The following is a 25,194-nucleotide window of genomic DNA, read 5'->3' as shown; positions in this document are numbered from 1 at the left end:
CGTGCCGACATGACCGCTTGGCCGGCTTCATCAAACTGTCATTGAAGTGTGGCAGCGCGCTTGAACGCAATTCATCACACTCGCGCTCTACTGGGAATCTGCAATCTGGTGTTCAGGGCATGCGAGCGTTGTTGGTGTGGGTGATGTTGTGGGTGGGGGTTCCCGGAATCGCAGCGGCGCGCTGTGATGCGCAGGTGCCGGTGCAGCAGGCCGAGCTGGGTCAGCTGAGCCTGGCCTATCAGAGCGTGGGCGCCGCAAATGATCCGGCGTTGCTGCTGGTCATGGGCCTGGGCGGGCAGTTGATCGACTGGCCCGATGACGTGGTCGAGGCGCTGTGTCGCCAGGGCTTTCGGGTCATTCGATATGACAACCGCGACGCCGGCCTGACCCGCTGGACGCAGCCGCCAGCGTCGGCCAGCCTGACCCTCGAACTGCTGCGCTACAAGCTCGGCCTGCCGGTGGCAGCGCCCTACGGCCTCACCGACATGGCCGACGACGGCCTGCAGTTGATGGACCAGCTGGGTATCGAGCACTTTCACGTACTGGGTGTGAGCATGGGTGGCATGATCGCCCAGCATCTGGCGGCCAAAGCACCTGAGCGGGTCAGCAGCCTGACGCTGCTGATGTCCAGCTCGGGCGCGGTGGGCTTGCCGGCGCCCAGTGCGGCGCTGGTGCAGCTGTTCGCTCGGCGCGGCGCCGGTGACCGCGACACGGCGTTGCAGCAGCAGGTCGAGCTGTTGTCTGCGCTGGGCAACCCGCGGGTCGCCGATGATCGAACGCAGTTGCTGCAACAGGCGGCGCGCGCCTATGACCGCGGCTTCAACCCCGAAGGTGGGCGGCGCCAGATCATGGCGATTCTTGCCGAGCCAAGTCGCGTGGCGCTGCTCAACCAGCTGCGGGTGCCGACGCTGGTGGTGCACGGCACGGCCGACCCACTGCTGCCGGTGATGCACGGGGTGCACCTGGCAGCGCACATCCGCGGCAGCCAGCTGCGACTGATTCCAGGCCTTGCCCACCGTCTGCAAGAACCGTTCAAGGCACCCTTGCTGGGGGCGATCCTGCCTTACCTGCGTGCCCAGCGCCTTGAACCTGCGCACATCGCCGGGCTTTAAGCGCAGCGTTCAGCCCAGGCCGTATTTCTTCACCTTGTCGAACAGGGTGGTCTTGGCCATGCCCAGATCCTGACTGGCCTGGCTGAGGTTGCCGCCGGTACGCAGCAGCGCCTCGCTGAGCAGGTTGCGCTCGAACGCCTCGACCGCTTCGGCAAAACCCAGCCCCTGGCTGGCGCCGCTCGGGCTCTTCTTGAACGCCGGCAAACCCAATGCGAAGCGCTCTGCCACGTTGCGCAACTCACGCACGTTGCCCAGCCACTCGTGGGCCATGATCTGCGACAGGGTCTGGCTGTCCAGCGTCAGTGCTTCGCGGTCGAAACGCAGCGCCGCCTGTTCGAGGAAATGTTCGAACAGTTGCAGGACGTCCTCGCGCCGCTCGCGCAGCGGCGGCAACTCCAGGGTCACCACGTTCAGGCGGTAATACAGGTCGCTGCGGAACTCGCCGCGCTGACCGAGGCTTTGCAGGTCGGCTTTGGTCGCCGCGATGATCCGGCAGTCGACCGGAATGCTGGTGTTCGAGCCCAGCCGCTCGAGGGTGCGCTCCTGCAGCACGCGCAACAGTTTGATCTGCAGGTTGATCGGCATGCTTTCGATTTCATCGAGGAACAGCGTGCCGCCATTGGCATGTTCGATCTTGCCGATGCGCCGTTTGCCGGCGCCAGTGAAAGCATTGGCCTCATGCCCGAAGATTTCGCTTTCGAACAGGTTCTCGGGTAGCCCGCCGCAGTTGATGGCGACGAAGGGCTGGCCCTGACGCCGGCTGAAATCGTGCAGGCAGCGGGCGACCAGTTCCTTGCCGCTGCCGGTCTCGCCTTCGATCAGCACATTGGCCGAGGTATCGGCGACATTGCCGATCAGCTCGCGCAGGTGCTGCATGGCCGGCGAGCGACCGATGATGCGCGCCTCCAGCGAGCCTTGCCCGGCCAGTTGGCGGCGCAGGGCTACCACCTCGCGGGCCAGCCCGCGCTGCTCCAGGGCGCGGCGTACCACATCCACCAGACGCTCGGGTGAGAACGGCTTTTCCATGAAGTCGTAGGCGCCATTGCGCATCGCGCCCACGGCCATGTCGATGTCGCCGTGACCGGTGATCAGCACCACTGGCAGGCTGCGGTCGCGGGCCTTGAGCCTTGCCAGCAACTCCAGGCCATCGATACCGGGCAGGCGGATGTCGCTGACCACGATACCGGCGAAGTCATCGCCGATGCGTTCCAGCGCCGCCTCGGCGCTGCCCACCCCCTCGCAAGCGATGTCCTCCAGCGCCAGGGCCTGCTGGCAGCCCAGCAGTACATGGGGATCGTCTTCGACGATCAGGACGGTCAGGGGGGCTTGGGTCATGGATGCTCAGCCGTATCGAGGGATGGGTTTGCCAGGGGCAGCACCAGCACGAAAGCGGTGCCGCCTTCGCTGGGATGCTCGACATTGAGACTGCCCTGGGCGGCGGCGGCGAGGCTGGCCGACAAGGTCAATCCCAGGCCGAGGCCATGTTCGCCTGGCTTGGTGGTGAAGAACGGTTCGAACAGGTGCTTGCGTGCTTCGAGGTCGATGCCGTGGCCATTGTCGCGTATTTGCAGGCGGTAGCGTTCGCCCTGCAGTTCGCCCTCCAGCCACAGGGTCGGGCGGGGTTGGTCCTGGGTGGCGTCCAGGGCATTGGCCAGCAGGTTGGCGAGGATCTGCTCGAGGCGGGTCTGGTCGATGGCCAGGCGCTGCTCGTCGAAGTCGCGATGAATCCGCAGGCGACTGCTGGAAAGGCGCGCGGCCAGCAATTGCTGGCAGGCATCCACGGCTTTGCACAGCGACGCCTGACCGCCATCGTCGCTGCGCTTGGCGAACGAGCGCAGGCTGGCTGTGATGCGGCCCATGCGGTCGATCAGCTCGTTCATGGTGCGCAGGTTGGCACTGGCGACATCCAGCGCGCCGCGCTCCAGGAAGCGCACGCTGTTGCCCGACAAGGTGCGCAGTGCCGCCAGTGGCTGATTGAGTTCATGGGCGATGCTGGTGGACATCTGGCCGATGGCGGCCAGTTTACCGGCCTGCACCAGCTCATCCTGGGCCTGGCGCAGGGTCTGTTCTGCGTGCCTGCGCTCGCGAATCTGTCCCTTGAGCCGCTCGTTGCTGGCGCGCAGGTCGGCGGTACGCTCGGCGATGCGCCGTTCGAGCTGGGCGTTGGCTTCCTGCAGCGCTTCGCGGGCGGCCAGGCGCGTGGCGATGACCTTGCGCCGCTCGTTCCAGGCGATACCGAGGATGGTCAACAAAGCGAAGGCGAAGGCCACCAGCGCGCCCTGCACCATGGCTTCGCGGCGCAGGTCCTGCAATGGCGTCAGCAGGGTGAAGTGCCAGGGCGTGTCGGCCAGACGGCGGGTCTGTGACAGGTAGGTGACTTCCCTCTGCTCGCCATGGGCGGTTTCGCTGTTGGCCGGGAAGGTGAGCTTTTCGACGCCATCGGCCAGTGGCTCGCGGGCCAGCGGTTGCAGTTCCTCCAGCGGCCACCAGTAGTACTGCAGGCTGCGCGCGAGCTGTTCCTTGACCTGCGGCGTCAGCGGCTGCAACGACTTCAGGCGTCGCGCCGGATCGCTGGAAAGAATGATGATGCCGTTCTCGTCGCTGACGAAGGCTTCCAGGCGCGCGCGCTGCCAGCGTTCCTCCAGGGTGTCGAGGCGTACCTTGATCACCGCTACGCCGATGATCTTGCCGTGTTCTTCCAGGCCGTGGGCGAGGTAGTAGCCAGCCTCGCCGGTGGTGCTGCCAATGCCGTAGAAGCGTCCCGGCTGGCCGCGCACGGCATCCTGGAAGTAGGGGCGGAACGACAGGTCTTCACCGAGGAACGAGTCGGCATCGCGCCAGTTGCTGGTGGCCTGGACGCGGCCCTGGGTATCGAGAATGTAGATGGCCCGGCTGCGGCTGCGCCGCTGCATGCCTTCGAGGTATTCGTTGACCGACTGCCGAGCGCCGCCATCGGGGTCGAGCAGCAACTGCGACACGCTGTCATTGAGCTCCAGCAGGCTGGGCAGGTAGGTGTACTTGCTGATCTCGCTTTCCACCGTGCGCGCGTGCAGCTCGAGCTGACGCTCGCCGGTTTCGCTGAGGGTACGGATGCCGTTGCTCTGGCTGACCAGGAAGGCGACCAGGCCGATGCCCACCATCAGCAGGATGATCAGCGGCGGAATGAGCAATTGGCGAAGCAGACGGGATTTCACGGTGGGCCGGGTAAGGCGAAGCAGCGCGGGGTTGCATTTCATCACAGTGGCCTTGTCACCACCAGCCTGCGCTGCCGAGGCAACGCAGGCTGATGACACTCAGTGCTGCAGGATCTTGCTCAGGAAGTGCTGGGTGCGCTCGTGGCGTCCGCTTGGATCACCGAAGAAGGCTTCTTTCTGGCAATCTTCGATGATATGCCCCTTGTCCATGAAGATCACCCGGTTGGCCACCTTGCGGGCGAAGCCCATTTCGTGGGTGACGCACATCATGGTCATGCCTTCGTGGGCCAGCTCGACCATCACATCGAGCACTTCGTTGACCATTTCCGGGTCGAGCGCCGAGGTCGGTTCGTCGAACAGCATGACGATCGGGTCCATCGACAACGCACGGGCAATCGCCACGCGCTGCTGCTGACCACCAGAGAGTTGGCCGGGATGCTTCTTGGCGTGGGCGCTCAGGCCCACACGGTCGAGCAGCGCCAGGCCCTTCTTGGTCGCTTCGGCTTCACTGCGGCCGAGCACCTTGCGCTGGGCGATGGTCAGGTTCTCGGTGATGCTCAGGTGCGGGAACAGCTCGAAGTGCTGGAACACCATGCCCACCCGCGAACGCAGTTTGGGCAGGTTGGTCTTGGAGTCGGCGATCGAGGTTCCGTCGACCACGATGTCACCTTTCTGGAACGGCTCCAGCGCGTTGACGCACTTGATCAGGGTCGATTTGCCCGAGCCGGACGGACCGCAGACCACCACCACTTCACCTTTCTTGACCTCGGTGTTGCAGTCGGTCAGTACCTGGAAGTCCCCGTACCACTTGTTGACGTTCTTGATGGAAATCATACGGCGATCCTTTTTTGCAGACGCTTGACCAGCCACGAAGCGGAGAAGCTGATGATGAAGTACACCGCCCCGGCGAAGATCAGGAACTCGTGGGAGCGTCCGATGATGTCGCCGTTGGCACGTGCCGAGTTGAGGAAGTCCACCAGGCCGACGGTGTACACCAGCGACGTGTCCTGGAACAGGATGATGCTCTGTTGCAGCAGCAGGGGCGTCATCTTGCGAAACGCCTGGGGCAGGATGATCAAGCGCATGGTCTGCCCATAGGTCATGCCCAGCGCCTGTGCGGCGCCCATCTGACCCTTGGAGATGGCCTGCACGCCGGCGCGGACGATTTCGCAGAAATACGCCGCCTCGAACATCATGAACGCCACCACGCAGGAGGTGAACGCGCCGATTGGCGTGTCTTCTCCGGTGATCCAACGCAGCACGAACGGCACCGCCAGGTAGAACCAGGTGATCACCAGCAGCAGCGGAATGGAGCGGAAGTAGTTGACATAAGCGCCGGCAAGGCGCGACAGCAGTTTGCTCGACGACAGCCGCATCAGGGCCAGCACGGTGCCCAGGGCGATACCGCCGACCACGCCCATGATCATCAGCTCGAGGGTCAGCAGCATGCCATCCCACAGTGCCGGCAGTGCAGGAATGATTTCGCTGAAATCCAGTTCCATTTACTTGCCTCCTACGGAAATCAGGCCGGGCACGGCGACTTTCTTCTCGACCAGGCGCATGAGCAGCATCAGCCCCATGTTGAGGGTGAAGTAGATCAGCGTTGCCAGGGTGAAGGCTTCGAACAGGTTGGCGGAGAACTCGGCGGTCTGCTTGGTCTGCGCCAGCAGTTCCATCAAGCCGATCAGGGACGCGACCGAGGAGTTCTTGAAGACGTTGAGAAACTCGGAGGTAAGCGGCGGAATGATGATGCGGAAGGCCTGGGGCAGCAGCACGTTGCTGTAGATCTGCGTGAGGCTGAAGCCCATGGCGCGTGCTGCCGATTCCTGGCCGCGCGGCAGCGCCTGGATACCGGTGCGCACCTGCTCGCAGACCCGCGCTGCGGTGAACAGGCCCAGGCAGATGATCACGCTGATGAGCGCCGAGGTAGTCGGGTTGAGGTCTTGCTTGAACCATTCCTGCAGGCCTTCAGGCAGCAGATCGGGTACCAGGAAGTACCAGATGAACAGTTGCACCAGCAGCGGCACGTTACGGAACAGCTCGACATAGGCGGTGGCGATTCCCGACACCAGGCGGTTCGGCATGGTACGCATGACACCCAGCACCGAGCCCAGCAGCAGCGCGATGATCCAGGCGCTGATGGCGATGGCGATGGTCCAGCCAAGACCTGTGATGTACCAATCGAGGTAGGTTTCGTCGCCCACCCCGGTGGACCTGAAGAACACGCCCCAGTCCCAGTTGTAATTCATCGGGATTTCCCCTCAGACGATCGTTTCACGGGCACCTTCCAGCCTTCGAGGGCGACGAGCGCCCTCGAAGGAAAGGTTAGACACTAACGGCAGGCCTGCCGGGTTAATTCACGCGCATACGGCGCAGCAGGCCAGGGGTGGGGTCAGGAGGTCTTGTTGTCGGCGGGCTTGTCGTCGGCGGCCTTGTCGGTCGGCTCGGCGATCAGTTTCTTAAGCTCGTCGCTCATCGGGAACTGCAGGTTCAGGCCTTTGGGCGGAATCGGCTGCTGGAACCACTTGTCGTAGCTCTTGTTCACGTCACCCGACTTGAAGTAGGCGACGATGGCATCGTCAACCGCTTTCTTGAAGGAAGGGTCGTCTTTACGCACCATGCAGCCGTAGATTTCGTACGACTGAGGCGTGCCGGTGATGACCCAGTCGGTAGGCTTCTTGGCCTTGGCCATTTCGCCGGCGAGCAGTGCGTCGTCCATCATGAAGGCCACGGCGCGGCCGCTTTCGAGCATGTTGAAGGCTTCGCCGTGGTCCTTGGCGGAGATGACGTTCATCTTCATCTGCTTGTCGGCGTTCATGGCCTTGAGCAGGCGCTCGGAGGTGGTGCCGGCGGTGGTCACGACGTTCTTGCCGGCCAGGTCAGGGAAGTCCTTGTAGGCCGGCTGACCGTCCTTGACCTTGGTCAGCAGACGGGTACCGACTTCGAAGATGCCGACCGTGAAGCCAACCTGCTGCTGACGTTCGACGTTGTTGGTGGTGGAGCCGCACTCCAGATCGACGGTGCCGTTCTGCACCAGCGGGATACGGGTCTGAGAGGTGACCAGGTTGTACTTGACCTTGATGTCTGTGCCCAGTTGCTTCTTCAGGGCCTCGACCACAGCCAGTTGCACGTCGTGCGAGTAGCCGATGGGCTCTGACTTGCCAGCCAGGTAGGAAAACGGAATGGAGGAGTCGCGGTGGCCCAGGGTGATGGTGCCGGAGTCCTTGATCTTCTTCAGGGTGCCGGTCAGCTCTTCGGCCATGACGGGAGAAGCGAATACCGCAGCGGCGATGGCCGCGCCCAGCAATTGACGAACGATACGCATCAAATTTTCCTCGACGTGTTTGTTTTTTTTATGGAGCCGTTGGCGGACTCTTTCGTTCAACCTCTGCGGCGCGTGATGGCCGCAGACGATGACCAAGTGTAGAGCATGAGTCGTGCCAAGCTCACGGCTCGACTATAACGTCGTGAAAATCGCGGGGTTTGATCTTTTTCAATGAACCTGTAAGTAAGTATTCGTGCGGAATACCGAACGACTGTCGGTGCACCGTTCGGTTATCCGAATGAATAGGTGCACCGACGTGTTTCTCAGGCTGCTGCGGTGGACCGCTGCGCGGTTTCTGCCAGGTAGTTTGCCAGGACCTGCTGTTCGCTTTGGTTCAGCGCAAGACCCAGCTTGGTGCGTCGCCAGAGGATATCGCCGGCCTCCAGCGCCCATTCGTTGGCGCGCAGGTAGTCGACTTCGCGGCCGAACAACCCGGCGCCGAAGGCCTGACCCAGGTCGGCAGGCCCGCTGACACCGTCGAGCATCTGCCACACACGGCTGCCGTAGGTGACTGCCCAGCGCTTGGCGATGTCGGCTGCCAGCCAGCTGTGACGTGCCAGCAGTTGCTCGCCGAGCACCTGTGCAGTGCTCATCTGCTCGCCACCGGGCAGTGGCGATTCGGCGGTCCAGCTGCCGCGCATCTGGGTGAAGAACGGCTTGAGCTCGGCCATGGCCGATTCGGCCAGCTTGCGGTAGGTGGTCAGCTTGCCGCCGAACACCGAGAGCAGCGGTGCCTGGCCGCTGGTGGCCGACAGCGCCAGAGTGTAGTCGCGTGTGACGGCTGAGGGGTTGTCCGATTCGTCGTTGCACAGCGGTCGCACCCCCGAGAAGGTATGGCGAATGTCGCTGCGGCTCAGCTGATGGTTGAAGTGGGCGTTGACCACATTCAGCAGGTAGTCGGTTTCCGCCTCGGTGATCGCCACCTTGGCCGGGTCGCCGCTGTATTCGCGGTCGGTGGTGCCGATCAGGGTGAAGCGGTCGAGGTAAGGTATGCAGAAGACGATGCGCTTATCTTCGTTCTGCAGAATGTAGGCCTGTTCGCCTTCATAGAGACGCGGCACCACCAGGTGGCTGCCCTGGATCAGGCGGATGCCGTAGGGCGCGGTGAGCTTGAGGTCATCCTTGATGAAGCTGGCGACCCAAGGGCCTGCGGCATTGACCAGCGCGCGGGCGCGAATGCTGTAGGTTCTGCCATCGGCGCGCTGCAGATCGACCTGCCACATGCCCTCGACCCGCTCGGCGCGCAAGCAGCGTGTGCGGGTGTGGATGTGCGCGCCGTGTTCGCGCGCGGCCATGGCATTGAGCACCACCAGGCGTGCATCGTCGACCCAGCAGTCGGCATATTCGAAGCCGCGGGTGATGGCCGGCTTGAGCGGGTAACCCGGGCCGAAGCGCAGGCTGCGCGAGGCACCCAGACGCTTGCGCTTGCCCAGGTTGTCATACAGGAACAGGCCGGCGCGAATCATCCATGCCGGGCGCAGGTGAGGGCGGTGGGGCAGGACGAAGCGCATCGGCTTGACGATGTGCGGTGCCTTGGCCAGCAGCACTTCACGTTCGGCCAACGCCTCGCGAACCAGGCGAAATTCGTAATGCTCCAGATAGCGCAGGCCGCCGTGAATCAGCTTGCTGCTGGCCGAGGAGGTGTGCTGGGCCAAGTCGTCCTTTTCGCACAAAAACACGCTCAGTCCGCGGCCTGCGGCATCGGTGGCGATACCGACACCATTGATGCCGCCACCAATCACGGCAACGTCGTAGCAGTCGGCAAGCGGGGGCGTGGAGGTGACGGGCTGGGACACGGTGAAGGCCTCCTGGGCGCGAGTATCAGCAAAGTGAACAGTAATGTTCGTTTGCGAAAATACTAGCCCAGGTATAGTTCAATCACCAGTGCCTGGGTTGGTTATCTGATCGTTTTTCGACGAATCGAACATTATCGAACATTTAACTGATCGGTTTGCATGCCTGCTGCGCCTGGGTGAGTGCTGCTTACACCAAGTCCAAACGTACCTTGTGCTCGTTGAGCAGATGGGTCAGCGCAGGGGAGGGCGGCCTGTCGGTCACCAGGCAGTCGACCAGGCTGATCGAGCCCAGGCGGACCATGGCGTTGCGCCCGAACTTGCTTGAGTCTGCAGCGAGGATGACCTGGCGGGCATTGGCGATGATCGCCTGGGATACCCGTACTTCCTGGTAGTCGAAGTCCAGCAGGCTGCCGTCCTCATCGATGCCGCTGATGCCGACCACGGCGAAATCCACCTTGAACTGGCTGATGAAATCGACGCTGGCCTGACCCACCACGCCACCATCCCGGCGTACCGTACCGCCTGCGACCAGCACTTCGAAGTCTTCCTTGGCGCTCAGAATCGAGGCCACGTGCAGGTTGTTGGTGATGACCTTCAATTGGCTGTGGTTGAGCAGCGCGCGGGCGATGGATTCGGTGGTGGTGCCGATATTGATGAAGAGCGACGCGTGGTCAGGAATCTGTCCGGCGACCGTCTCGGCGATGCGCTGCTTTTCGTCGCGCATCTGATCGGCGCGCATGCTGTAGGCGGTGTTCTCGATGCTCGAATCATAGGCAGCGCCACCGTGGTAACGGCGCAGCATATTCAGCTCGGCCAGCTGGTTGATATCTCGGCGGATGGTTTGCGGGGTGACGACGAACAACTGCGCCATCTCTTCGATGCTGACATACCCGCGTTCGCGGACCAGATCGAGGATGTGTTGCTGGCGTGGAGGCAGATTCATGGGCGGTCCTTGGAGGCTGCCGGACAAATGCTGCAATCATGCCGTAGGAAAGGGATGACGGCCAGTGCGTCAGGGGCTACACGGGCCGTAGGCCAGCGGCACTGCGTGTCATGAACTCAACGCAGCACTGCTAGCCGTGCACCGATCAGGCGTCGTGATCTTCCCAGTCGCGGGTACGCTCGATGGCTTTTTTCCAACCGGCGTAGAGCTTCTCTTTCTGCCCATCGTCCAGTTGCGGGCTGAACTCGCGTTCGATCACCGCCTTGTTGCGCAGCTCCTCCAGGCCACTCCAGAAGCCGCAGGCAAGGCCCGCCAGGTAGGCCGCGCCGAGGGCCGTGGTCTCGCGCATTTTCGGCCGCTCGACGCAGGTGCCGAGGATGTCGGCCTGGAACTGCATGAGGAAGTTGTTGGCCACCGCGCCACCATCGACGCGCAGCTCCGACAGTCGCTCGCCGCAGTCCTGCTGCATGGCGTCAAGCACATCGCGGGCCTGGTAGGCGATCGATTCCAGCGCCGCCCGGATAATGTGGTCGACCTTGACGCCGCGGGTCAGGCCGAACAGCGCGCCACGGGCGTACGGGTCCCAGTACGGTGCGCCCAGACCGGTGAAGGCCGGCACCAGGTACACGCCATTGCTGTCCTTGACCTTGCTGGCGAAATATTCGGTGTCCAGCGCATCGTTGACGATCTTCAGTTCGTCACGCAGCCACTGCACGGTGGAGCCACCGTTGAACACCGCACCTTCCAGGGCATAGGCCACCTCGCCACGCGGACCGCAGGCGATGGTGGTGAGCAGGCCGTGGGACGAGTTGACCGCCTTGCTGCCGGTGTTCATCAGCAGGAAGCAGCCTGTGCCGTAGGTGTTCTTCGCCTGACCCGGCTCAACGCACATCTGCCCGAACAGCGCCGACTGCTGATCGCCGGCGATACCGGCGATGGCGATCCCGCTCTTGGTGTGGCCATAGACCTCGGAAGACGAGCGCACCTCGGGCAGCATCTGCCGCGGGATGTCGAGAATCTCCAGCAGCTTGTCGTCCCACTCCAGGGTATGGATGTTGAACATCAGCGTGCGTGAGGCGTTGGTGTAGTCGGTGACGTGGACCTTGCCGCCGGTGAATTTCCAGATCAGCCAGGTATCGATGGTGCCGAACAGCAGTTCGCCGCGCTCGGCGCGCTCACGTACACCCTCGACATTGTCGAGAATCCACTTGAGCTTGGAGCCGGAGAAGTACGGGTCGGTGACCAGACCGGTGGCTTCGCGGATGTAGTCGGCATGCCCGTCGCGCTTGAGCTGCGCGCAAATCTCGGTGCTGCGCCGGCATTGCCAGACGATTGCGTTGTACACCGGTCGACCGGTTTCGCGGTCCCATACCACGGTGGTTTCACGCTGGTTGGTGATGCCGATCGCTGCAACCTGGGCATGGCTGATGCCGGCCTGGGCCAGCGCCTCGACCATGGTACCGCTCTGCGTGGCGAAGATTTCCATCGGGTCGTGCTCGACCCAGCCGGCTTGCGGATAGTGCTGGACGAATTCGCGTTGGGCAGTGCCCACCACGTTGGCATCACGGTCGAAGATGATCGCGCGCGAGCTGGTGGTGCCTTGGTCCAGGGCGATGATGTAGTGCTTGTCCTGGGTGTCTGTCATGGTCGTTGGCCTGCAAGAAGTAGAGGGTCCGGGGGTCGCGGGTGGCTGCACCCGGCATCGACATCAGGAAATCTGGGTTTCGCCCTGGGCAGTATCGTCGCTCGCAGGTGCTTCTACCGGCCTGGGCAAATGACGGGCGATGAGCACACGGTACAGCCCTGCGCCAAGGCAGGCGCCGACGATGGGGGCGAAAATCGGTACCAGGAAATAGGGAACGCTTCGACCACCGGTAAAGGCAATTTCGCCCCAACCGGCGAAGAACGTCATCAGTTTGGGGCCCAAATCCCGCGCGGGGTTCATGGCGAAGCCGGTCAGCGGTCCCATGGCACTGCCGATCACGGCGATCAGCAGACCGATCAGCAGAGGTGCCATGGCGCCGCGCGGCAGGCCGTTGTTATCGTCGGTCAGGGCCATGATGACCGCCATGAGAATCGCGGTGATGACGGTTTCTACCAGGAAGGCCTGGGCCGTGGACAGTGCCGCATTGGGGTAGGTCGAGAACACCGCCGACAGCTCCAGGCTCGCTTCACTGCCACGGGTGATCGCGTGCAGCTGTTCGTAATCGAAAAACAGCGCGCTATAGAGGGTATAGACCAGTGCCGCGGCACAGAACGCGCCCAGCACCTGGGAGGCAATGTACAACGGCAGCTTGCGTTTTTCGAAACCGGCGAACACCGCCAGGGCAATGCTCACGGCCGGATTGAGGTGCGCGCCCGACACGCCTGCGGTGAGATAGATCGCCATGCTCACGCCGATCCCCCAGATGATGCTGATCTCCCAAAGGCCAAAGCTGGCGCCCGCGACCTTGAGCGCGGCGACGCAACCGGTGCCGAAGAAGATGAGCAGGGCAGTGCCGAGGAATTCGGCCAGGCATTGCGCGGCCAGAGTGGGCTGTCTTGAAGCATTCGTCATGTATGACCTCGTTTCTTGTTGTAGTGAGGCGCGCTGTGCGCCTGACAGCAAGGCCCGTGGTCGATCCGGTTGACGTCGGGCATGGGTGCGGATGCACCAGGAAAGTGCACCTACTATTCAAAAACGAAAAAATATAGACAAGAAACGCGGATGTCAAAAGTCGAAACTGAACACTGGGCCACATTCTGACCAGGGTCATAGAAAACGTCCATTTGTCAGGGCGGCCACGCTGTGGATGAGGCGGCGCTTTTCTTCTACAGTAGCGGCCCCACTGGCTTCGCCCGGACTCGCCCATGACCCCTGCCCTTGACCTGCTGAAGAAGGCCCGCGCAGAACATCGCGTGCACAGCTACGAACATGACCCGAAATCGGCCTCCTATGGTCTGGAAGCGGCTGAAAAGCTCGGCCTCGATCCGCAGCGGGTGTTCAAGACACTATTGGCCAGTACGGAAAAGGGTGAGTTGCTGGTGGCGGTCGTGCCGGTAGTGGGCGCGCTCGATCTGAAGGCACTGGCCCACGCGGCAGGGGTGAAGAAGTGCGAAATGGCCGACCCTGGCGCTGCACAGCGCGCCACGGGCTATCTGGTGGGCGGCATCAGCCCACTGGGACAGAAGAAACGCCTGCGTACCTTCATCGATGAGTCTGCGCAGCAGTTTCCCAGCATCCATGTCAGTGCCGGGCGGCGCGGGCTGGAAGTCGAGCTGGCGGCTGCACTGCTGGCGCAGCACACCCAGGGGATATTCGCTGCCATCGGGCGCTGACGCTGTTCGGCCGCCTCGGCAGAGGCGGCCTGCAAGCAAACGCTCAGAGCGCTGAGCTGTGGCGGCGTACGCCGTGCTGCTCGGTGAGTTGTGCCGCCACGGTCCCTGACACCGCGAACAGCACCAGGTGATCGGCGGCGACCTTGATGCCGACATCCGCCCCGACTTGATGATCGTTATGGCTGGGGAAAATTGCCTCCAGCTGGCTGCCGGTGGGCAGTTGCAGACGATACAGCGTCGAAGCGCCGAGGAAACTCTTGCCCACCACTTGCGCACGCAATGGGCTGTCCGGGGCATGGACCAGATCGTCCGGGCGCAGCAGGACATCGACGGGACTGCCGGCAGCCATGGGGTAGGCACGATTGCCCCGCAACTCGCCCAGCTCGGTGCTGACCGCCTCGTGGCTGCTCATCTGTCCACGGATGAAGTAGCCCTGGCCAACGAAGCTCGCCACGAAGGGTGTCTGTGGTTCATGGTAGAGGTTGAAGGGAGTATCCCATTGCTCCAGGCGACCTTCCTTGAATACGCCAACCTGATCGCTCACGGCAAAGGCCTCTTCCTGATCGTGGGTGACCAGAATGGCGCTGGTGCCGCGGCTTTTGAGAATGTCGCGCACCTCGTGACTGAGGCGTCGACGCAACTCCACATCGAGGTTGGAAAACGGTTCGTCAAGCAACAGCAGCTGCGGTTCGGGCGCCAGCGCGCGGGCCAATGCCACACGCTGCTGCTGACCGCCGGACAGCTCGTGGGGGTAACGGGCGCCCAGGCCGTCGAGCTTGACCAGTGCCAGCATCTCTTCCACGACTTCGGCCTGGCGCGGATGCTTGCCGATGCCAAAGGCGATGTTCTGTGCCACGGTCAGGTGCGGGAACAGCGCGTAATCCTGGAACACCATGCCGATCCGGCGTTTCTCCGGCGACAAGGTGAAGCCAGGCCGCGAGATGACCTCGCCGGCCAGCTGGATTTCCCCGTCGTGTACCGGTTCGAAGCCAGCGATGGCGCGCAGTGTGGTGGTCTTGCCGCAACCTGATGAACCGAGCAGGCAACCGATGTCGCCCGCCTTCAGGTGCAGGTTGAGGTTCTGGACGATGCGCTGCTCACCGTAGCCGCAGGCCAGGTTACGCAGGTTCAGCAATAGGGATTGACTCATGCGTGGTGGTAAGCCGGTTCGATGATGAATTCGAGAAGGGCCTTCTGCGCATGCAAGCGGTTTTCAGCCTGATCCCAGGCGACCGAGCGAGGGTCGTCCAGCAGATCATGGCTGATTTCCTCGCCACGATGGGCGGGCAGGCAGTGCATGAACAGGGCGTCGGGTGCCGCCAGGTCGAGCATCGCGCGGGTGACCTGGTAGGGCGCGAAGTGCGCCAGGCGCCGAGCAGTTTCCTCCTCCTGGCCCATGGAAGTCCAGACATCGGTGGTCACCAGATGCGCGCCGCTGACCGCCGCCTGTGGATCGCGCACGATCTGCACGCGGTCGCCGCCCAGCGCCATGAAGCGCGGGTCTGGCTCGTAGCCTTGCGGGCAAGCAATGCGCAACTGGAAGTCGAACTGCACGGCCGCTTCGATGTACGAGTTGCACATGTTGAAGCCGTCACCGACCCAGGCTACGGTCTTGCCCTGGATTGAGCCACGGTGCTCGATGAAGGTTTGCATGTCGGCCAGTAACTGGCACGGATGCGATTCATCCGACAGGCCGTTGATCAGCGGCACGCGGGAATTGGCGGCGAATTCGGTGAGGGTGTCGTGGGCATGGGTACGGATCATCACCGCATCGACCATGCGCGAAAGCACCTTGGCGCTATCGGCGATCGGCTCGCCGCGCCCCAGCTGGGTGTCCCGCGGGGAGAGGAAGATGGCCTGGCCGCCGAGCTGGATCATGCCGGCTTCGAACGACACGCGAGTACGCGTCGAGGACTTTTCGAAGATCATCCCCAGGACACGGTTCTTCAGCGGCTCGAACACCACGCCGCGGTTACGCAGGTCTTTTAGCTCGATGCCTCGACGGACCACGCCGATCAATTCGTCAGCAGTGAAATCCAGCAGGGAGAGAAAGTGCCTAGCGCTCATGATTGACTACCTTAATTACAACGTTCTGCAGGTCGCTGTTGGCTTTTCTTGACAACGGCAATGACCTGCGGCGTAAGCCGCAAAGTGCGGACGGAAAAGGGGAAGGGCGCAATACTATAATTAAATGTCGCTTGAAACCAAGGGGTCTTCAGGCGAACTGCCCATGGATTGCGGTCACGACGGTGAAGCGACCGTTGTTTATTTGTTACATCGGTTGTACACGTCCTGGCCGTGGCTTGGCAAACGCTCTGTCGCTTCTAAGCCTTGCGGGTCGTCAGTGGCTTGTGGAGTGACGATAAAGGTGTGAGCCAGGCGCCGGTCGGCATCGTCCGGTCGGTATGACCGAGCAGGCTGATCGGCTTTCCGATACAATGCCCCACCGTGCCGACGAACCTGTCGGAAAGTTCAGCCGAGGTGCTTCATGGATATCATCGAAACAATCAAAGAGCAGATCGCCAACAACACCATTCTGCTTTATATGAAAGGCTCGCCGAACGCGCCGCAGTGCGGCTTTTCGGCCAAGGCTTCCCAGGCAGTGATGGGCTGTGGTGAAAAGTTCGCCTACGTCGACATCCTGCAGAACCCGGAAATCCGCGCCAATCTGCCCAAGTACGCCAACTGGCCGACCTTCCCGCAACTGTGGGTCGGCGGTGAACTGGTCGGCGGCTGCGACATCATGCTCGAGATGTTCGAAAACGGCGAGCTGCAGACCCTGGTCAAGGACGCCGCTGCCAAGGCCAAGGCCGCCGAAGCCTGAGGCTGCTTGACGGCCATCGGTGCCCGTCGTGACCTCGACGCCGGCACCGCCAGGTTGGAATGAAAAAGCCCCGCTACGCATGCACGTAGCGGGGCTTTTTCGTGGGGCAGGAGCTCTTACTCTTCGCCCATCTGCGACTGCAGGTAGTTTTCAATGCCGATCTTGTCGATCAGGCCCAGCTGGGTTTCCAGCCAGTCGATGTGCTCTTCCTCGGACTCAAGGATGTCTTCGAGCATGTCACGGCTGCCGAAATCACCCATGGTTTCGCAATGAGCGATGGCGGCTTTCAGGTCAGTCAGGCCTTTGCGCTCGATGGTCAGGTCGCACTCGAGCATTTCCTGGGTGTGCTCACCGATCAGCAGCTTGCCCAAATCCTGAACGTTGGGAATGCCTTCGAGGAACAGAATACGCTTGATCAGTTTGTCGGCGTGCTTCATCTCGTCGATGGATTCTTTGTACTCGTGCTTGCCCAGCGTGTTCAGGCCCCAATCTTCGTACATGCGGGCATGGAGGAAGTACTGGTTGATTGCGACCAGCTCGTTACCGAGGATCTTGTTGAGATGCTGGATGACGCTGATATCGCCTTTCATGTCTGGGTGCCTGCCGTAGGAAAGATGCCAATAACAGCAAGTCTGAGCGTGTCATCGCAGAGTGTCAAACCTAAGTAGTTGAATAATAAGTAAAATTTAATGGGAATAAGAATGTTTGTGAACCGCGTTAGAGCGCTAACTTATTGAATTAAAGGCACAAAAAAACCGGACGCAAGGTCCGGTTCTTCGAATAAGGGCTATTCAGGCTGCGGTAAATTCTACCGCGAACGCCGGGGTCTGTTGGCTGACCTGAAGTTCTGTAAGCGTTTCGCGGACCACCTGCTTGGCCAGGCAAGCGCATTTGCCGCACTGCGTACCGACCTGGGTAGTGTCGCGTACTTCCTTGTAGCTGCAGCATCCTTCGTAGATCGCTTCGCGGATCTGTCCATCGGTGACACCGACACAAAGACACACATACATAAGGCTGACCATCGCTGGGAGGTTCGATGGGTTGGAGCTTAATGGTAATGATAATGCTTGTCAAAACGGCTCGACGCTTTCGTCCGCGGCGGCGACCGACGATAGATTCGGACTGTCACCTCAAGCCGTGTATGATGGTCGGCCTTGTGTGATCCCGGTCGAATCCGTTCCACCGGGAGTTAATCGTTGCCCCTCATCAGGAGATAAAGAATGAGCGTTCTCGTTGGCAAGCAAGCCCCTGACTTCACCGTTCCGGCCGTACTCGGCAGCGGCGAAATCGTCGACAGCTTCAACCTGGCCTCGGCCATCAAGGGCAAGTACGGTCTGGTGTTCTTCTACCCACTGGACTTCACCTTCGTTTGCCCTTCCGAGCTGATCGCGCTGGACAACCGCATTCCTGACTTCGCCGCCCGCGGCGTGGAAGTGATCGGCGTCTCGATCGACTCGCACTTCACCCACAACGCCTGGCGCAACACTCCGGTCAACAATGGTGGTATCGGTCAGGTCAAGTACACCCTGGCAGCCGACATCACCCACGAAATCTGCAAGGCCTACGACGTCGAGTCCGAAGGTGGCGTGGCCTTCCGTGGCGCCTTCCTGATCGACACCAACGGCGTCGTGCGTTCGCAGATCATCAACGACCTGCCACTGGGCCGTAACATGGACGAGCTGCTGCGTCTGGTCGACGCCCTGCAATTCCACGAAGAGCACGGTGAAGTCTGCCCTGCCAACTGGAAGAAAGGTGACAAAGGCATGAACGCCTCGCCTGAAGGCGTCGCCGCTTACCTGAGCGAGAACGCCGGCAAGCTGTAAGGGCGCACACAAAAAAACCGGCCTTGATGGCCGGTTTTTTTAGCTGCAAGTTGTGAGCTGCAAGCGGTGCGCTTTATCTTGCCGCTTGCAGCTCAGAGCTTGCCGCTGGCCTCAATGTGCGCGCCAGCCGCCCATGTCTTTCCAGCGGTTGACGATGGTGCAGAACAGCTCGGCGGTCTTTTCGGTGTCGTAGCGGGCCGAGTGCGCTTCACGGCCGTCGAAGTCGATATCGGCGCTTTGGCAGGCACGCGCCAGAACGGTTTGTCCGTAGGCCAGCCCGGCCAGCGTGGCGGTGTCGAAGCTGGAGAACGGGTGGAACGGGTTGCGCTTGATGTCGTTGCGCACGACTGCAGCGTTCAGGAAACCCAGGTCGAAGCTGCTGTTGTGGCCGACCAGAATTGCCCGCTTGCAGCCATTGGCCTTCAGTGCCTTGCGCACACCGCGGAAGATATCCGTGAGTGCTGCTTCCTCCTGCACGGCCATGCGCAGCGGATGGTCGAGCTTGATCCCGGTGAACTCCAGCGCTGCCGCTTCGACATTGGCGCCTTCGAACGGCTCGACGCGGAAGAAGTAGGTGTGCTCAGGGAACAGGAAGCCCTTCTCATCCATGCCGATGGTCACCGCTGCGATTTCCAGCAGGGCGTCGGTGGCGCTGTTAAAGCCGCCGGTCTCGACGTCCACCACCACCGGCAGGTAGCCACGGAAACGCTCGGCCATCGGATGGCGTGGGCCGGCATTGCCCTGGCTTTCTTGTTCGTCGTCGTAATGATCGTCGGTCACGCGCGTTCCTCCAGCAGGCGCCAGCGCAGTGTCTCACCCGCGCGCAGCGGAATGACGGTCTGCTCGCCGAAGGGCAGGGCGTCAGGCGCCGTCCACGCTTCACGGACCAGGGTAATGTGGTCGGTATTGACCGGCAGACCATAGAAGGCCGGCCCGTGCAGGCTGGCAAAGCCTTCCAGTTTGTCCAGGGCGTTGCGCGATTCGAAGGCCTCGGCGTACAGCTCGATGGCGGCATACGCGGTGTAGCAGCCGGCGCAGCCGCAGGCATTTTCCTTGGCGTGACGCGCGTGGGGCGCCGAGTCGGTGCCGAGGAAGAATTTCGCGCTGCCGCTGGTGGCGGCATCGAGCAGCGCCACCTGGTGGGTGTTGCGCTTGAGAATCGGCAGGCAATAGAAATGCGGGCGGATGCCGCCGACCAGCATGTGGTTGCGGTTGTACAGCAGGTGCTGGGCGGTGATGGTTGCGGCGACGTTGGCCGAGGCCTCGCTGACGAACTGCGCGGCGTCGGCGGTGGTGATGTGTTCGAACACCACCTTGAGGCTCGGGAAGCGTTCGACCAGACGGCGCATGTGCTCGTCGATGAAGCGCTTCTCGCGATCGAAGACGTCGATCTCGGCGCGGGTGACCTCGCCATGCACCAGCAGCGGCATGCCGGTCTCGGCCAGTGCTTCGATGGCGGGGAAGATCTTGTCGATGCTGGTGACCCCGGAATCGGAGTTGGTGGTCGCCCCGGCCGGATACAGTTTGGCGGCGTAGACGAAACCGCTGGCCTTGGCAGCGAAGATGTCCTCGCGGCTGGTGCGGTCGGTGAGGTAGAGCACCATCAGCGGCTCGAAGGCGCTGCCTGCCGGACGCGCAGCCAGGATGCGGCTACGGTAGGCGCCTGCTTCATCGGCACTGCGCACCGGTGGAACCAGGTTGGGCATGACGATGGCGCGGGCGAAAGTGCGCGCCACGTCGGCAACGGTATGAGGCAACACGGCACCATCGCGCAGATGGATGTGCCAGTCGTCGGGGCGCAAGAGGGTCAGGCGGTCGGACATTGGGGATTCCAGGCGGGTCGAACTCAGGGGGTGAATGCTACCGGAAAACCGCTCTGCGAGCATCACTGCCGAGGCTGACGAGCCCGCCATGCATGCGCCACTATCAAGTTTTGACTGCCTCGCCCGATAGCCTGCAGGTATGCCGCAATGATTCATGGAGCCGCCCGTGCGCCAGCGTTACCTGATCGTCCTGACCCTGTTCGCCAGCCTTCCGGCTGCAGCGATGACCCTGCAAAGCCGCATGGAGAACGCTGCCTGGAAGGTCGAGGGTGATCAATTCGAGTGCCGGCTGTCACAGCCTATCGAGGGCTTCGGTAGCGGTGAATTCCTGCGCCGCGCCGGCGAGCAGCCCACCTTCCGCCTGCGCTCGGAGAGTCACTTGCTGGGCCCAGGCTCGGCCAGCCTGTTCGCGGCCGCCGCGCCCTGGCAGCCCGGTCGCGGTGACATCAACCTTGGCAGCGTGCGCCTGAGCACCCGTGGTGTGCTGTTCACCTCTACCCAGGCCCAGGCCAGCCGGCTGATCAGCGGCTTGCTCGATGGCCGCAGTGCCGTGCTGCGCAAGGCGGGGGGCGAAGCGGGGCGGGGTATGGAGGTGCGGGTGCTGCCGGTGAGCTTCGCCAAGGCGTTCGACGATTATCTCGTCTGTGCCGGCAAGCTGTTGGCGATGAACTACGACCAGGTGCGTCAGACCCAGGTAGTGTTCCCCGGCGCAGGCGCAGAGCTCGACAGTGCGGCACGTGCACGCCTGGACGTCATCCTCGACTACCTGAAGGCTGATCCTTCGGTCAATCACATCGAGCTCGATGGCCACTCCGACAACAGCGGCAATCGCCTGAACAATCGCGAAATGTCGCGCCGTCGTGCCCTGGCCGTGGCCGACTATCTGGTCAGTCACGGCGTGCCGATGCAGCAGATCATCGTGCGCTTTCATGGGGAACGCTATCCCGTGGCGAAGAACAATAGCGCCGCCAACCGTGCACGCAATCGTCGGGTCAGCATTGCGCTCGAACGGATCCCGGCGGCGCCTGCGACGGAGCAAAAGGCCCCTGCCACCGATGCCACGGTGCCTGCCACTGCCCCGGCAGCCACGCCAGCCGCTGGCGCCACCACGCCAACTGCCGCCAAGCCTACTGCCGCGACACCGGCGGCCGCGCCCGTTGCCCCCGCCGCGCCGCCAACGGCTGCGGCCGCCCCCACACCTGGGCGCAGTTGAAGCGGATTACGCACTGCCCGCAGGTATTGTCGCGTTGGCATCACAAGCTGTCGCGCCCCTGTAAATCTGTGCGCAAGGCCGGTAGAATCGACGGCTTTCCGTACAACCCCGTGGAGTGATGGCATGGCGGACGTAAATAAGGTCGTACTGGCGTATTCCGGCGGCCTTGATACTTCGGTGATTCTCAAGTGGCTGCAAGACACCTACAACTGCGAAGTGGTGACCTTCACCGCTGACCTCGGCCAGGGCGAAGAGGTCGAGCCGGCTCGCGCCAAGGCCCAGGCGATGGGCGTCAAGGAGATCTACATCGACGATCTGCGCGAAGAGTTCGTGCGCGATTTCGTCTACCCGATGTTCCGCGCCAACACCGTTTACGAAGGCGAGTACCTGTTGGGTACTTCCATCGCCCGTCCGCTGATCGCCAAGCGCCTGATCGAAATTGCCAACGAGACCGGCGCTGACGCCATCTCCCACGGCGCCACCGGCAAAGGCAACGACCAAGTGCGTTTCGAGCTGGGTGCCTACGCGCTCAAGCCGGGCGTCAAAGTCATCGCACCCTGGCGTGAATGGGATCTGCTCTCGCGCGAGAAGCTCATGGACTATGCCGAGAAGCACGGCATTCCAATCGAGCGCCATGGCAAGAAGAAGTCGCCGTACTCGATGGACGCCAACCTGCTGCACATCTCTTATGAGGGGGGTGTGCTGGAAGACACCTGGACCGAGCACGAGGAAGACATGTGGCGCTGGAGCGTCTCGCCCGAGAATGCCCCGGACCAGGCGACCTACATCGAGCTGACCTACCGCAACGGTGACATCGTCGCCATCGACGGCGTGGAGAAGAGCCCGGCCACGGTTCTTGCCGAGCTGAACCGCATCGGCGGTGCCAACGGCATCGGCCGCCTGGACATCGTCGAGAACCGCTACGTCGGCATGAAGTCGCGTGGTTGCTACGAAACCCCTGGCGGCACCATCATGCTGCGCGCTCACCGTGCCATCGAGTCGATCACCCTGGACCGTGAGGTTGCGCACCTCAAGGACGAGCTGATGCCCAAGTACGCCAGCCTGATCTACACCGGCTACTGGTGGAGCCCGGAGCGCGTCATGCTGCAGCAGATGATCGACGCCTCGCAGGTGAACGTGAACGGTGTGGTGCGTCTGAAGTTGTACAAGGGCAATGTCACCGTGGTTGGCCGCAAGTCCGACGATTCGCTGTTCGACGCGAACATCGCGACCTTCGAAGAGGACGGCGGCGCCTATAACCAGGCTGACGCCGCAGGCTTCATCAAGCTCAACGCACTGCGTATGCGCATTGCTGCGAACAAGGGCCGTTCGCTGCTCTGATCGCGTCCCGCAGCGTCGACTAGCCCAGTCATTGACTGGGCTTTTTTTCGCCTGCGCGTCAGGAAGGCGGATCGGCGCCAGGGGTGATCGTCAGCGATATCCGCAAACGTTGGTCCAGGTCGTAGAACAGCCAGGTCTGCTCTTGATCGAGCGGTTTGCCGAGCGCTTGCAGCACCCGATTGTCGATTTCCTGCTTGGTTTGCGGCCCTGATAGCGCCATGGTCATGATCTGCATCTGGGCCGTGTCCGCCGAGCGACGGGGCTCGCTGCGTTCTGGCGTGTCATTGCGTGCCATGAGCCAGGTGGAAGGTCGCCACAGGGAGCGATAGTTGAAGTTCAGCGTCAGGAAGAACAGCACGGTGAGGAAGAAAGGAAAGGCCACCAGGAACCATGTGTAGATGTACTGGCTCTCGCGGCTGAGGAAAGGTAGGGAGGCTAGAGCTGATGCCTCGATGATGCCCGCAAAGATGGCGATGATGCTCAGCGGGCTGATGGAGTCGGACTTGTTCATGGCGGGCGTTCGGCAGCTGTTTGTGCCTGTGTACGCCAGGATGGCGCTGCGGTATAGCGTGGCGGCTTTCCCTGGCGGCCGTTGTCAGGCTGAGCGTGATTCGTTGTGCAACTCGTCTGGGGTGCTGTACGACGGGCGTGGCGGCATGCGCGCGGGACGTCATTGTTTGCAGTGGGAGCGATATGTAGGAATTTTCTTTAGATCAAGTAGGCATGATCCTAGTAGTTGTTGATGGCCGGATTTCTCGCGCGGTACCGGTTAGGCTCCTCGTTTAGTGCGCTGGCAATCAAAATAACGAGTCTATGGGTATCGCATGAAGAAAGTACTGATCGTGGATGATCATCCAGTCATTCGTCTGGCGGTACGCATGCTGATGGAGCGGCATGGCTACGACGTGGTGGCAGAAACCGACAATGGCGTTGATGCACTGCAGCTGACGCGTGATCTGCTCCCGGATATCGTCATTCTGGATATTGGTATCCCCAAACTCGATGGTCTCGAGGTGGTCACCCGCATGACCGCCCTGAGCCCAGACAGCAAGGTGCTGATCCTGACCTCGCAGTCACCCGGTCATTTTTCCATGCGCTGCATGCAGGCCGGCGCAGCAGGTTACGTGTGCAAGCAGCAGGAGCTCACCGAGTTGCTAAGCGCCATCAAAGCCGTGCTGTCGGGCTATAGCTATTTCCCCAACCAGGCCATGCATGCCTCCCGCAGCACCGGGGGAGCGTCCGAGTCGGAGATGGTCGAGCGGTTGTCCAGTCGTGAAATGATGGTTCTGCAACAACTTGCCAAGGGGCGCTCGAACAAGGAGATCGCCGATAGCATGTTCCTCAGCAACAAGACGGTGAGCACCTACAAGAGCCGCTTGTTGTTCAAGCTCAACGCGCGCTCACTGGTCGATCTTATCGAGCTGGCGCAACGCAACAGCATTGTCTGACTTAAAGGTGTTGATCCCCGTCGTGCTGACTCGTGCGGCTCACAGGTCGTAGTCGAAGTCTGCCAGCTGGCGTTGCAGCCGACGCTCATCGAGCAGGTTGTCGATAGTGCGGCGTTTGCTCAGGTTGGTCTTGGCAGGTTCGACGGCGACAGGGGTGTCGTCATCAGACGAGAAATCATCATCGAGTAGCGTGTCGTCTTTATCGGTGCTCATTGGTCACTCCGCGCCATAAGGGCCTTTGGCCGTCCTTATAGCGAGAATCAGCAATCCGGTAAAAAAGATTTTTTCAATCACATCGGCGGGGAACTGCTATTGCTTCAATCGTCCGAAGTCTTGGCCTTGTAGTCGCACAGATCCTCGATCCGGCAACTTGCGCAGCGCGGCTTGCGGGCTTGGCACACATAGCGGCCGTGCAGTATCAGCCAGTGGTGCGCATCAAGCAGATAATCCTTCGGCACGAACTTCATCAGTTGTTTTTCTACCGCCAGTACCGTCTTGCCAGGCGCAATCCCCGTGCGGTTGCTGACGCGGAAAATATGCGTGTCTACGGCCATCGCTGGCTGACGAAACGCAGTATTGAGTACCACGTTGGCGGTTTTGCGGCCGACACCCGGCAATGCCTCCAGCGCTTCGCGGGTGTTCGGAACCTGGCTGGCGTGTTGCTCGATCAGTAGGCGACAGGTCTCGATGACGTTTCTGGCCTTGCTGTTGTACAGGCCGATGGTCTTGATGTACTCGCTAAGGCCCTCGACACCGAGCGCGTAAATCGCCTCCGGCGTATTGGCCATCGGGTACAGGCGAGCGGTAGCCTTGTTGACGCCGACATCTGTCGCCTGCGCCGACAGAATGACGGCGATCAACAGCTCGAACGACGAGGTATAGGCCAGTTCGGTTTTCGGGTCGGGGTTGTCTTCGTGGAGCCTGCGAAAGATTTCCAGGCGTTTGGCGGCATTCATGATTCAGAGGTGTCCAGGGCGCCGAGTATACGACTGGCAGGTCTACAGCGCATTGCACCGGCTGGGCGCAGGAGGCTC

General features: G+C 61.9%; 26 protein-coding genes. 7 read left to right on the top strand and 19 right to left on the bottom strand.

Translation table 11 applies throughout. The features are described from left to right. Positions 1-119 precede the first annotated feature (119 nt). Complete coding sequence (locus tag LK03_RS00785; protein ID WP_038410657.1) at positions 120-1,112, top strand: alpha/beta fold hydrolase; 993 nt, start codon at positions 120-122, stop codon at positions 1,110-1,112. Between the two features lie 9 nt (positions 1,113-1,121). Here the strand turns inward: LK03_RS00785 and LK03_RS00780 are convergent, their stop codons facing one another. The 10 genes from LK03_RS00780 to LK03_RS00735 form a co-directional block, all read right to left on the bottom strand. Next, positions 1,122-2,447: a sigma-54-dependent transcriptional regulator gene (locus LK03_RS00780; protein ID WP_038410656.1), complete on the bottom strand. Its 1,326-nt coding sequence runs from the start codon at positions 2,445-2,447 to the stop codon at positions 1,122-1,124. Then, positions 2,444-4,348 (bottom strand): sensor histidine kinase, encoded by a 1,905-nt coding sequence (locus LK03_RS00775; protein WP_038410655.1) that lies wholly within the window; start codon positions 4,346-4,348, stop codon positions 2,444-2,446. The genes LK03_RS00780 and LK03_RS00775 overlap by 4 nt, the downstream gene beginning before the upstream one ends. Positions 4,349-4,405: 57 nt before the next feature. Further along, the gene (locus tag LK03_RS00770; RefSeq protein ID WP_038410654.1) at positions 4,406-5,140 is read right to left on the bottom strand and encodes an amino acid ABC transporter ATP-binding protein; all 735 of its coding nucleotides are present in this window, start codon (positions 5,138-5,140) and stop codon (positions 4,406-4,408) included. Beyond that, on the bottom strand, positions 5,137-5,808 hold the full coding sequence (locus tag LK03_RS00765; protein ID WP_038410653.1) for an ABC transporter permease subunit: 672 nt from the start codon (positions 5,806-5,808) through the stop codon (positions 5,137-5,139). The genes LK03_RS00770 and LK03_RS00765 overlap by 4 nt, the downstream gene beginning before the upstream one ends. Continuing rightward, positions 5,809-6,555 (bottom strand): amino acid ABC transporter permease, encoded by a 747-nt coding sequence (locus LK03_RS00760; RefSeq protein WP_038410652.1) that lies wholly within the window; start codon positions 6,553-6,555, stop codon positions 5,809-5,811. A 143-nt stretch (positions 6,556-6,698) separates the two neighbouring features. Then, complete coding sequence (locus tag LK03_RS00755) at positions 6,699-7,631, bottom strand: glutamate/aspartate ABC transporter substrate-binding protein (protein WP_038410651.1); 933 nt, start codon at positions 7,629-7,631, stop codon at positions 6,699-6,701. Between the two features lie 263 nt (positions 7,632-7,894). Continuing rightward, positions 7,895-9,427 (bottom strand): glycerol-3-phosphate dehydrogenase, encoded by a 1,533-nt coding sequence (glpD, locus tag LK03_RS00750; RefSeq protein WP_038410650.1) that lies wholly within the window; start codon positions 9,425-9,427, stop codon positions 7,895-7,897. Between the two features lie 187 nt (positions 9,428-9,614). After that, entirely contained in the window at positions 9,615-10,370 is a 756-nt protein-coding gene (locus LK03_RS00745; RefSeq protein ID WP_038410649.1) for a DeoR/GlpR family transcriptional regulator, read from the bottom strand. A 145-nt stretch (positions 10,371-10,515) separates the two neighbouring features. Further along, the gene (gene glpK / locus LK03_RS00740; protein WP_038410648.1) at positions 10,516-12,015 is read right to left on the bottom strand and encodes a glycerol kinase GlpK; all 1,500 of its coding nucleotides are present in this window, start codon (positions 12,013-12,015) and stop codon (positions 10,516-10,518) included. A 63-nt stretch (positions 12,016-12,078) separates the two neighbouring features. Continuing rightward, positions 12,079-12,927 (bottom strand): MIP/aquaporin family protein, encoded by an 849-nt coding sequence (locus tag LK03_RS00735; protein ID WP_038410647.1) that lies wholly within the window; start codon positions 12,925-12,927, stop codon positions 12,079-12,081. A 293-nt stretch (positions 12,928-13,220) separates the two neighbouring features. Between LK03_RS00735 and ybaK the strand changes: the two genes are divergently transcribed. Further along, positions 13,221-13,688, top strand: coding sequence for a Cys-tRNA(Pro) deacylase (gene ybaK / locus LK03_RS00730; protein WP_038410646.1), 468 nt, complete (start codon positions 13,221-13,223; stop codon positions 13,686-13,688). A gap of 43 nt (positions 13,689-13,731) precedes the next feature. Here the strand turns inward: ybaK and LK03_RS00725 are convergent, their stop codons facing one another. Together LK03_RS00725 and argF are read right to left on the bottom strand one after the other, a co-directional pair. Beyond that, complete coding sequence (locus LK03_RS00725) at positions 13,732-14,838, bottom strand: ABC transporter ATP-binding protein (RefSeq protein WP_038410645.1); 1,107 nt, start codon at positions 14,836-14,838, stop codon at positions 13,732-13,734. After that, on the bottom strand, positions 14,835-15,755 hold the full coding sequence (gene argF / locus LK03_RS00720; protein WP_038410644.1) for an ornithine carbamoyltransferase: 921 nt from the start codon (positions 15,753-15,755) through the stop codon (positions 14,835-14,837). The genes LK03_RS00725 and argF overlap by 4 nt, the downstream gene beginning before the upstream one ends. A gap of 421 nt (positions 15,756-16,176) precedes the next feature. Here argF and grxD point away from each other — a divergent pair, with 421 nt between their 5' ends. Beyond that, positions 16,177-16,512 carry a Grx4 family monothiol glutaredoxin gene (gene grxD / locus LK03_RS00715; RefSeq protein WP_028695343.1) on the top strand — a complete coding sequence of 112 codons (336 nt, stop codon included), beginning with the start codon at positions 16,177-16,179 and terminating at the stop codon, positions 16,510-16,512. 116 nt (positions 16,513-16,628) lie between these two features. Here grxD and bfr read toward each other — a convergent pair whose 3' ends face one another. Further along, positions 16,629-17,102 (bottom strand): bacterioferritin, encoded by a 474-nt coding sequence (gene bfr / locus LK03_RS00710; RefSeq protein WP_038410643.1) that lies wholly within the window; start codon positions 17,100-17,102, stop codon positions 16,629-16,631. Positions 17,103-17,303: 201 nt separating this feature from the next. Further along, positions 17,304-17,522 carry a bacterioferritin-associated ferredoxin gene (locus LK03_RS00705; RefSeq protein ID WP_038414538.1) on the bottom strand — a complete coding sequence of 73 codons (219 nt, stop codon included), beginning with the start codon at positions 17,520-17,522 and terminating at the stop codon, positions 17,304-17,306. A 210-nt stretch (positions 17,523-17,732) separates the two neighbouring features. Here LK03_RS00705 and LK03_RS00700 point away from each other — a divergent pair, with 210 nt between their 5' ends. After that, a complete protein-coding gene (locus LK03_RS00700; protein ID WP_038410642.1) occupies positions 17,733-18,335 on the top strand; it encodes a peroxiredoxin in 603 nt (200 codons plus the stop codon). Positions 18,336-18,446: 111 nt separating this feature from the next. Here the strand turns inward: LK03_RS00700 and rnt are convergent, their stop codons facing one another. Both rnt and pyrC read right to left on the bottom strand, forming a co-directional pair. Then, positions 18,447-19,115 (bottom strand): ribonuclease T, encoded by a 669-nt coding sequence (gene rnt, locus LK03_RS00695; RefSeq protein ID WP_038410641.1) that lies wholly within the window; start codon positions 19,113-19,115, stop codon positions 18,447-18,449. Continuing rightward, positions 19,112-20,158, bottom strand: coding sequence for a dihydroorotase (gene pyrC / locus LK03_RS00690; RefSeq protein WP_038410640.1), 1,047 nt, complete (start codon positions 20,156-20,158; stop codon positions 19,112-19,114). The genes rnt and pyrC overlap by 4 nt, the downstream gene beginning before the upstream one ends. A gap of 166 nt (positions 20,159-20,324) precedes the next feature. Here pyrC and LK03_RS00685 point away from each other — a divergent pair, with 166 nt between their 5' ends. Both LK03_RS00685 and LK03_RS00680 read left to right on the top strand, forming a co-directional pair. Further along, positions 20,325-21,371 carry a flagellar protein MotY gene (locus tag LK03_RS00685; protein WP_038410639.1) on the top strand — a complete coding sequence of 349 codons (1,047 nt, stop codon included), beginning with the start codon at positions 20,325-20,327 and terminating at the stop codon, positions 21,369-21,371. 123 nt (positions 21,372-21,494) lie between these two features. Then, positions 21,495-22,712: an argininosuccinate synthase gene (locus LK03_RS00680; protein WP_038410638.1), complete on the top strand. Its 1,218-nt coding sequence runs from the start codon at positions 21,495-21,497 to the stop codon at positions 22,710-22,712. 58 nt (positions 22,713-22,770) lie between these two features. Here LK03_RS00680 and LK03_RS00675 read toward each other — a convergent pair whose 3' ends face one another. Further along, positions 22,771-23,223: a hypothetical protein gene (locus LK03_RS00675; RefSeq protein WP_038410637.1), complete on the bottom strand. Its 453-nt coding sequence runs from the start codon at positions 23,221-23,223 to the stop codon at positions 22,771-22,773. A 313-nt stretch (positions 23,224-23,536) separates the two neighbouring features. Here LK03_RS00675 and LK03_RS00670 point away from each other — a divergent pair, with 313 nt between their 5' ends. After that, the gene (locus LK03_RS00670) at positions 23,537-24,160 is read left to right on the top strand and encodes a response regulator transcription factor (protein ID WP_038410636.1); all 624 of its coding nucleotides are present in this window, start codon (positions 23,537-23,539) and stop codon (positions 24,158-24,160) included. A 39-nt stretch (positions 24,161-24,199) separates the two neighbouring features. On the opposite strand, the gene LK03_RS22270 is transcribed toward LK03_RS00670, so the two are convergent. Both LK03_RS22270 and nth read right to left on the bottom strand, forming a co-directional pair. Continuing rightward, entirely contained in the window at positions 24,200-24,373 is a 174-nt protein-coding gene (locus LK03_RS22270; RefSeq protein ID WP_038410635.1) for a PA3496 family putative envelope integrity protein, read from the bottom strand. 104 nt (positions 24,374-24,477) lie between these two features. Next, positions 24,478-25,116, bottom strand: a complete 639-nt coding sequence (gene nth, locus LK03_RS00660) for an endonuclease III (RefSeq protein ID WP_038410634.1) — start codon at positions 25,114-25,116, stop codon at positions 24,478-24,480. Positions 25,117-25,194 lie beyond the last annotated feature (78 nt).

The organism is Pseudomonas cremoricolorata, assembly GCF_000759535.1.
Classification (GTDB): Bacteria; Pseudomonadota; Gammaproteobacteria; order Pseudomonadales; family Pseudomonadaceae; genus Aquipseudomonas; species Aquipseudomonas cremoricolorata_A.
This window is presented reverse-complemented; position numbering and strand designations above follow the sequence as displayed.